The 6,403-nt window shown below is 70.1% G+C and carries 1 protein-coding gene; it reads right to left on the bottom strand.

The annotated features are described in order from the left end of the window. Positions 1–28 precede the first annotated feature (28 nt). On the bottom strand, positions 29–6,379 hold the full coding sequence (locus tag OG205_RS11880; RefSeq protein WP_330276268.1) for an SDR family NAD(P)-dependent oxidoreductase: 6,351 nt from the start codon (positions 6,377–6,379) through the stop codon (positions 29–31). Positions 6,380–6,403: the final 24 nt, after the last annotated feature.

A 6,403-nucleotide genomic window follows, 5' to 3' on the forward strand; every position in this document is an offset into this window, starting at 1 on the left:
GAAGTGGGGTTACTGAGGACGGGCAGGCTTACGCGGCCGGTTGCACGGCTTCCGTGTCGTGCGCGTAGATCTCGTCGCAGAGGCGAAGTACTTCGTCCAGCGACTGGGGTGCGGTCATCACGTCCGCGTGGCTGTTGGTGTCGACCACGGTCACGCGGAAGTCGTCGATCTGGGACTTCCAGTCGCGCCAGTACTCGACGCCGTCCATCCCGGGCAGCTCCGGGTTGTCGAAGAGCACCATGTAGTCCTTGAACTCACCGAAGAACTCACCGCTGCGGTTGCGGAAGTAGTGGCAGGACACCGAGTCCCGCCGCGGCAGCCGCGACGTCACGTAGTTCGCGCTCTGCATCGCCTCGAAGTACCGGGCGAGCTGGGTGACCTGTTTGCGGAGCTGCGCCTCGGTCTTGGTGATCCCGGCGGCCAGGGCGGCCTTGATGAGCGAGTCGAAGAAGTCCGGGTAGGACAGTCCCGGATCCACCTCGTCCCTGTGCAGGATCGGGGTCGTGCCGGTATCGGTGTTCAGGCTGTTGTTGCCGAGCACGAGGTTGACCGCGCGGAACGCGGAGACCTTGGCGACCGCGTCCGGCTCGGTCCTGCCACCCTGCATGATGGCGTTGACCTGGTTGGTCGCCGGGGCGTCCAGGGAGTCGAGCATGACCAGCGTGTTCACCTCCGCACCCTGCAGCTGGAGCTGGCGCACGACCTCGTAGGCCAGCAGGCCTCCCAGCGAGAACCCGCCGATGTCGTAGGGCCCCTCCGGTTGCACGGCGCGGATGAGCGACACGTAGTGCCTGGCCATCGGCACCTGTCCGCCGAGCATCTCGCCGGACCCGGCCCATCCCCTGGGCTGGATCCCGTAGAAGGGACGTCCGGACCGTTCGGCCAGCGGCCGGTAGGACTCCACTCCCCCGTTGCCGTGGTGGATCCAGAAGACGGGCCTGCCCTCACGGCCCCGGTTCATCTGGATGAGCTCGGGATGATCTTCCACCGCCAGCACGGGCGCCGACGTCGCGCCGACAGCGGCGAGAACGTCGCGGAGCGACTCGCACTCGGCGATGACGTCCAGCGACAGGGTGTCGTCGACGTGCTTCCTCAGCTGGGACAGGAACTGGGCCATGAAGATCGAGTCGAAGCCGTAGCGCCGCAGGGGCGCGTCCAGCTCCAGCTGCGCGGGATCGAGCTCGAGGACGTCCGCCAGCAGTGCCGTGACCTGCTCCGCGACCGTGCCAGGAGCCTCGTCCTGCTCGATGAGGACAGTTTCGGGCACCTCGACGGGACCAGCACCGTTCCTCGGCTGTCGAACGGCACCGTCGCTCTCGGCGATGAGGACCTGCTGTCCCTCCGCGGCGGTGAACGTCCCGCGGAAGCCCGCTTCGGCCAGCAGTCGTGGGAGAACGGAGGTGGGATCGCTGAGCAGCAGGATTCCATTGGCCCGCAAGGCTGCCTTGGCGTTGCGCAGCGCGACGCGGAGGTCGGGGGTGACGTCCCGCAACCCGGTGGCGATGACGACGTCGAACGTGTCGGCCTGGACCGCTTGTCCGGCAAGGGGTTCCCCGACGTCGAACACGCGGGTCTCGAAGTAGTGCGCCGTCTCGCCGAACTCCTGCCGGACGGTCTCCAGGGACTCCTCGGAGAGGCCGGTGTGGCAGTAGGTCTCGAGGTGGTCCCGCCACGATCCGAGGTGGCGGAACACGGTGTCCCGGACCTCCCGGTCACCCGAGCCGATCTCCAGCACCCGCAGTGTGGTCATGGGGTCGTCCGCCACGCGGTGCCGCACGTAGTCGACGAGCGATTCCGCCAGCACCTCGTTCACGTGGCCGGCGGTCGAATCGACCACCACCGCGGGGTCGAGTGCCGCGGCTGCGCGGCTGTCGCGCAGAAGGCCGACCACCTCAGGTGACACGGGCGCGACGTGCTCGATCACGTCCTCGCTGAGAAGTCCGTCGAACGCGCGGGTGTTCGTCACCTTCATCATCGCCAGCTGGGAGCGCTGGAAGCCCAGAAGCGTGTCGTAGGCGGCCATTCCCTCGGCGGGTTCGATCGAGGCGACACCGCCCTTGGCCATCCGCTCGCGGTGGGCCTCGTCGGCGGCCACACCCACGCCGCCCCAGTAACCCCAGTGCATCACCTTGACGGGGCAGGACAGGCGGGTGCCCAGGTGCTCGGCGTAGGCGTCGGCGAACGTGCAGCCCGCGGCGTAGTTGGCCTGTCCGGGTGAGGTGAGGAACGACTGGAGCGACGAGAAGAACACGACGAAGTCCAGCGGGTCGCCCGCGAACACCTCCGCGATGTTCACCGCGACGTCGGCCTTGGCGGCGTAGGTCGCGCCGAACCGCTCCTCGTCCATCCGCGCCAGGCTCTGGTCCCCGAGCACGATGGTGGAGTGCAGCACTCCGCGCACCGGCCCGTAGCGGCGCACGATCTCGTCACGGGCCCGGCGCAGCGCGACCGGGTCGGTCGCGTCGGCCTGGATGTAGTCGGGGGCGGGCCCGTGTGCCGCCAACCTGGTGCGGAGCCCTTCGATGCGGTCGTCGAGAGGACGACGGCCGATCCACACCACCCGCGTCTTGTGCCGGCGGATCAGGTGTTCGGTCCAGACGACGCCGATGCCTCCCGCACCTCCGATGGCGACGACCACGTCGTCCGGGCGCAGGTTCTCGTGCGCGGGTCCGGCCGGAACCGGCTCGGCCAGCTCCACCAGCCTCTGGCGGTACCACTCGCCGTCACGGCGTGCCAGCAGCGCACCGCCCGGCTGCGGGGCCAGCTCCAGCAGTTCGTGCCACGGCACCGGTTCCCCGGCGGGAACGTCCACGACCCGGATCGGCCACTGTGGACACTCCTGGGCGAGTGAGCCGAACAGACCGTGCAGTCCTGCGCCCTCCGGGTCGGCCTCGCTGTCACCGGGCAGAAGCCTCGCCTGCCGGGTGATCACGGTCCAGCCGATCTCCCCGCCGCTGGCCGCCTGGGCTGCCTTGAGCAGACGGAACGCCGCACGGGCGTCCGCAGGAGCCAGCACCACCACGTGCGTGGCGTCGGTGGGGAAGGTCGACGTCAGTTCCTCGACCGTGCCCGCGGCGTCCAGCACCACCGTCTCCGGCCGGAGCTCGCGGAACGAGGCGTGCTCTTCCTCGTTGCCACCGAACAGCACGACCCTGTCCCGTTCCGCGGGCCACTGCTGGACGGGCTCCACGCTGACGGCGTCCCACACCTGCGTCATGAGGCAGGTCCGGGCGTCTGACGACGGCGCGGGCACCGGCAGGGACTTGATGCTGAAGCCGAGCAGTCGCACGCAGACGAGCCCGTCCGAGTCGCACACGTCGATGTCGAACCGGTGCACGTCAGCGCCGCGGTCGCTGGTGTGGCGACGGATGACGGCCCAGCCGTCCGCGGGGGTCGCGGCACGCACCTCGACCTCGCGCACCGCGAAGGGCAGCGCCAGGCGGCCGGTCACACCGTCGCTCTCACCACCCCACGCACCCAGAACGGCCTGGAACGCGCCGTCGAGCACGCTGGGGTTGAGCACCAGCGGTGACTCGGCCTCGCGCGGAACGGTCAGCCTCGCCACCGCCACGCCGTCGCCCTGGTGCAGGGATCGGACAGCACGCAACGCCGGGCCGTAGTTCATGCCGAGGCGCTCGTAGGTCTCGTAGAACTCACCGGAATCCATGCCGCGCGGACAGGAGCCGAGAAGCCGTTGCACGTCAACCGTTTCCCGGGCCGTGGCGAGAGTCGTGTCGACCTGTCCGGCGCCCTGGGCGTGGACCGTGCCTTCCACCCTCACCTCGAACTCGCGTGCTCCAGATCCCTCCGGAGACGAGAGGCTCACCTCGACGCCGCAGTGTCCGGTGACCTCGATGGGCCGCAGCCAGCAGACATCACGCAGCCGCACGCCGGTCGCCTCGCCACCGGCGGTGAACGCCTCCCTCGCCAGTTCGAGGTAGGCGACCGCGGGCAGGATCGGAACCCCGCGCACGAGGTGGTCGCGCACGTAGAACTCGCTGCCGTTCAGGACGTGTGGCTGTCGGCCGCTCGGTGCGGTGACAGCACGCGAGCCGCCGTCGGCGATCCAGAAGCGGCGCAGGTTGAACGGGTAGGACGGCAGCGACATCCGGCGCGGTGGAGTGTCGCCGTGCAACCGGCGCCAGTCGAAGTCGAAGCCACCGGCCCACAGTTCGAGCAGACGGGACAGCTTGCCCTTGGCGACCCAGGTGTCCATCGCGGCGGCGATGTCCTCGTCGGCGGCGAGCGCCTTCCACAGCGCGTTCGGCTGCGGGCTGCCCCTGTGCACGTGCCCCGGTGCATCGCCGGAAACGAACGCCCGCAGCACTTCCCGCAGTTCCTCCACGGTCGCGGCGGTGAAGGCGAGTCGTTCCGCCATCGCCACCCTGCCGACCTGGAGGGTGTACGCGAGGCTCGCCAGGTCGCTGTCGGACGGCGCGTGGTCGTCGATCCAGGTGAGCAACTGCTGGGCGCGGGCCACCAGGGTGGTGGATTCCTTGGCGGACAGCACGAAGGCGAACGGCCCCTGCTCGGCGCTCGTCCCGGCGGGCGCGCGGTACTCCTCGAGCACGACGTGCGCGTTGGCGCCGCCGAAGCCGAACGAGCTGACGCCGGCCCGGCGAGGAAGCTCGTTGCCGTCGGCGTCGAGCGGCGCCGCCCACGGCTGTCGTTCGCGCACCAGGAAGAACGGGCTGCCGTCCAGCTCGACGTACGGGTTGACGGTCTCGCTGTGCAGGCTCTCGACGAGCGTGCGATGACGCATCTGCAGCAGCACCTTGAGCACGCCGGCCACCCCGGCGGACAGTTCGAGGTGCCCGATGTTGGTCTTGACCGTGCCGATGCCGACGTGGCTGCCGGCGACCTCGGCCCCGTGGTCGGCGTAGAGCTCACGGAACGCCTCCCGCAGACCGTTGATCTCCACGGGGTCGCCGAGCTTCGTTCCGGTGCCGTGCGCTTCGACGTAGCCGACCGTGCGCGGGTCGATGCCGCCCCGGCGGTGGGCGTCGAGGATGACCGCCGCCTGCGCCCTCGGGTTCGGCGCGGTCAGTGAGTTGGCGCGGCCACCGTGGTTGACGGCGGTCGCCCGGATCACGCCGTGGACGTGGTCGCCGTCGCGTTCGGCGGCGGACAGCCTCTTCAGCACGAGCATCCCGATGCCCTCGCCCCGGGAGTATCCGTCGGCCTGGGCCGAGAACGACTTGCAGCGGCCGTCGTCGCTGAGCATCCCCGCCCGGCCGAAGCTGATGTGACCGTCCGGCACGAGCACCGTGTTGACCCCGCCCGCCACCGCGAGCGAGCACTCCCCCCGCTCCAGCGCGGACACCGCCCGGTGCAGGGCGACCAGGGAGCTGGAGCAGGCCGTCTCGACCGGCTCGCTCGGGCCGTGCACGTCGAGGAAGAAGCTCATCCGGTTGGGACCGATGGAGGGCACGGTGGCCGTCGCGGCCACGCCTTCCCCTCCCCGTGCGTTCTCTTCGATCAGCCGCTGGTAACCCGTGCCGGCCGTGCCCACGATGATGCCCAGGTCACTGCCGGCCAGTGACGACGCGGCGTAACCGGCGTCCTCCAACGCCTTCCACACGTGCAGCATCAGCAACCGGTGCTGGGGGTCCATCAGCCGTGCCTCGCGCGGCGAGATGCCGAAGAACTCCGGGTCGAAGTCGGCGACGCCGTCCATGAACCCGCCCCACTTGACGGTGGTGCGGCCTTCCTCAGCGAAGGGATCGCCGTACAGCTCCTGCCAGTTCCAGCGGTCGGCGGGCACCTCGCTGATGCAGTCGCGGCCCTCGGACAGGTTGCGCCAGAAGGCGTCGAGGTCGTCCGCCTGCGGGAAACGGCCGCTCATGCCGATGATCGCGACCGCGTCCGTTCCCCGGTCCTGCGTGGCAGGAACCTGCCGGGGAGACGGCACGGGGGCACGCGGGGCCTCGCGGACCGGTTCCTTCACCACCGGGACGGCGGCGGGACGCAGGCCGAGGCGGTCCGCGAGCCGGGCGCCGTGCTCGCCGGCGATGTGCGCGGCAAGCTCGCGCAGGTTCGGGTGGTCGAACATCGTGGTCGGCTTGATGTCGGTGCCCAGCGCGTCGTTCACCATGGTCGCGAGCTGGGTGATGATCACCGAGTCGAGGCCGTACTCGCTGAGGTCCACGTCCACGTCGAGGTCGTCGGCGCTGACCTTGAGCAGCTGCCGGACCTTGTCCGCCAGGACGTCGCAGATCCGGTCCCGCAGCACGTCCGGATCGACTCCCGGCGTCACCGCGGGCCGGGCGGGCCCGGCCTCCTGCAGCTGCCTGGCCAGGCGTACCGCTTCCGCCTTGTCGATCCGGCCCTGACTGACCAGTTCGTACAGCTGGGTCACCGAGGTGACGCGGTGGCTCATGTCTGGCTCCGTTCGCGTTCGGGG

The organism is Lentzea sp. NBC_00516, assembly GCF_036346835.1.
Taxonomy (GTDB): domain Bacteria; phylum Actinomycetota; class Actinomycetes; order Mycobacteriales; family Pseudonocardiaceae; genus Lentzea; species Lentzea sokolovensis.

Bases quoted from the DNA above. Each gene is read 5' to 3' on its own strand.
- OG205_RS11880 (WP_330276268.1), bottom strand. From the start codon at position 6,379: ATGAGCCACCGCGTCACCTCGGTGACCCAGCTGTACGAACTGGTCAGT.